Annotated in this window: 2 protein-coding genes; one reads left to right on the plus strand and one right to left on the minus strand. The window is 38.4% G+C overall.

The annotated features are described in order from the left end of the window. Window positions 1-113 precede the first annotated feature (113 nt). A complete protein-coding gene (hemH, locus tag ADH81_RS00770) occupies window positions 114-1,208 on the minus strand; it encodes a ferrochelatase (protein WP_049525804.1) in 1,095 nt (364 codons plus the stop codon). Window positions 1,209-1,363: 155 nt separating this feature from the next. Between hemH and pepT the strand changes: the two genes are divergently transcribed. Beyond that, entirely contained in the window at window positions 1,364-2,587 is a 1,224-nt protein-coding gene (gene pepT, locus ADH81_RS00775) for a peptidase T (RefSeq protein WP_049525806.1), read from the plus strand. Window positions 2,588-2,711 lie beyond the last annotated feature (124 nt).

A 2,711-nucleotide genomic window follows, 5' to 3' on the forward strand; every position in this document is an offset into this window, starting at 1 on the left:
CAAAGAGCAAACTAGGAAACTAGCCGCAGGCTGTACTTGAGTACGGCAAGGCGACGTTGACGCAGTTTGAATTTGATTTTCGAAGAGTATTACCAGTTCTTTTCTATTTTCACTTAGTCGTTAGGTAATTTGCCAGCTTTTTCAAGCATTTTTTTGATTAAATAAGGCATCTTGACATTTTCACGACCTTTTTTTTCAATTAATTTTTTAACAAATTCTGGCATTTGTAAGTCTTGTGATTCATCTAAAATATTCTTAGTTTCCTCCGAAGGGACTAATTCATCAAAGGTTTCTTCTTCTGGGAGGAATTCTCTAAATTCTTTATGTTCGTTAGCTCGGACAATATTGACCAAGGCATCAATCAAACGAGAATCTGTATTTGGCATTGGTGGACGATGGTAGTTCACCTCCAATTCCTGACACAAGTCATGACATTCCACATCGTTGTCAAACAAGACTTCAATATGCTCACTGATAAAACTAATAGGCACAAAAATATAATGCTCTGGATGTTCTTCCTGTTCTCTAAGATATTCCAGAACATCTGGCTTAATCCAAGGAATACCAATATCACTTTCACTCTGCCAAGTGTTGGTATATTGCTCTGGTTTCAAGCCTAATTTCTCAGCAATTAACTTGCTATTTTCGAAAATCTGGTCGATATAGGGATCACCAAAATCCAAGGCAAAAATGGGCACACTGTGGGCAGAAAAGATGACTTTAAAGCTATCCTGCTTTACTTCTTCTTTTAAAATTTTACCAATTTCATCTGCCCAATAGTTTAAGAGCACTTCTTCCTGATACCAGTCCTTAATGACCAAAAATTGAATTTGCTTGCTTTCTAAAAATTTCTCATAACCCATGACAGAGTAAAAGGAATAGTGTGGCTCCAAAATCAAGCAAATACACTTTTCAATTCCATCTGCTTCCATTTGCCGAATTATATCTGGAATAAAAGGGGTTGAAAATTTATTGGCAAAATAGACACTATATTCATTTCCTAACCTAGCTTCTACCAAGGCAACTTCTTCACGGGTAATTTTTTGAAGTGGAGTTCCTCCAATTCGAACATAATTATCATAAAGTGTTTGAATCTCGTGGTCTTGAGGTCGAACTCCACGACGAATGTTGGTAAAAAAGTCGGCTACTCCTTCAAAGGTAATCTCTTCTGGGGAACCAAATGTCATCATTAAAATCGCTTTTTTCATCTCTGCATCCTTGTGATATTTTTATCTTTTTTATTGTATCACTAAAGTTGCCATAAGTAAACGCTAACATAAGGATTTTATCTCCCTTCTGACTTTTGTTTTTATCTTCTTTCTATGATACAATGGTTTTAAAAAGAAGAAAAAAAGGAGTTACGATGAAATATCCAACATTGTTGGAGCGTTTTTTGACTTATGTCAAAGTCAATACACGTTCTGACGAACATTCAACTACTACACCAAGCACTCAGAGTCAGGTAGACTTCGCAACCAATGTCCTCATCCCTGAGATGAAACGTGTCGGTTTGCAAAATGTCTATTATTTGCCAAATGGTTTTGCTATCGGTACTCTTCCAGCTAACGATCCTAGTTTAACTCGTAAGATTGGTTTTATCTCCCACATGGATACTGCAGATTTTAATGCTGAAGGTGTTAACCCGCAAGTTATTGAAAATTATGATGGTGGCGTTATCAGGCTTGGCAACTCTGGTTTCAAACTAGATCCAGCGGATTTCAAGAGCTTAGAGAAATATCTAGGGCAAACCTTGATTACAACTGATGGAACTACCCTTCTCGGGGCTGATGATAAATCTGGTATCGCTGAAATCATGACAGCTATCGAATACTTGACTGCTCATCCTGAGATTAAACACTGTGAAATCCGTGTTGGCTTCGGACCTGATGAAGAAATCGGTGTTGGTGCCAATAAATTTGATGCAGAAGATTTCAATGTTGACTTTGCCTATACAGTTGACGGTGGACCTCTTGGTGAACTTCAGTATGAAACCTTCTCTGCTGCAGGTGCTGAACTTCATTTCCAAGGTCGTAATGTTCACCCAGGAACGGCCAAAGGACAAATGGTCAATGCCCTTCAATTAGCCATTGACTTCCACAATCAACTCCCAGCTGGTGACCGACCTGAGTTGACTGAGGGTTACCAAGGATTCTACCATCTCATGGATGTAACAGGTACTGTTGAGGAAGCGCGTGCTAGCTACATCATTCGTGACTTCGAAAAAGAAACCTTCGAAGCGCGTAAAGCTGCCATGAAAGCTATTGCTGATAAGATGAACCAAGAACTTGGTAGTGATCGTGTTACTTTAACTTTGACGGATCAGTATTACAACATGAAGGAAGTCATTGAAAAGGATATGACTCCAATCACCATCGCTAAATCAGTAATGGAAAATCTTGATATTACACCAATTATCGAACCTATCCGTGGCGGAACAGACGGTTCTAAAATTTCCTTTATGGGAATTCCAACTCCAAATATCTTTGCTGGTGGTGAAAATATGCACGGTCGTTTTGAATACGTTAGCCTTCAAACAATGGAACGTGCTGTTGATACAATCATCGGAATTGTAGCTTATAAAGACTAAAGAGGTCGGGAAAAAATTTCCGACCTCTTTTTTTGGCTCTATAATTTCTGTAGTGGGTAAAACCACCATAGGAATTATGGAGCCTATTTTGTTGTAGAAAAAAAGTCCCATAAGACCTATAATG

This window comes from Streptococcus pseudopneumoniae, from assembly GCF_001072925.1.
Lineage (GTDB): Bacteria > Bacillota > Bacilli > Lactobacillales > Streptococcaceae > Streptococcus > Streptococcus pseudopneumoniae_Q.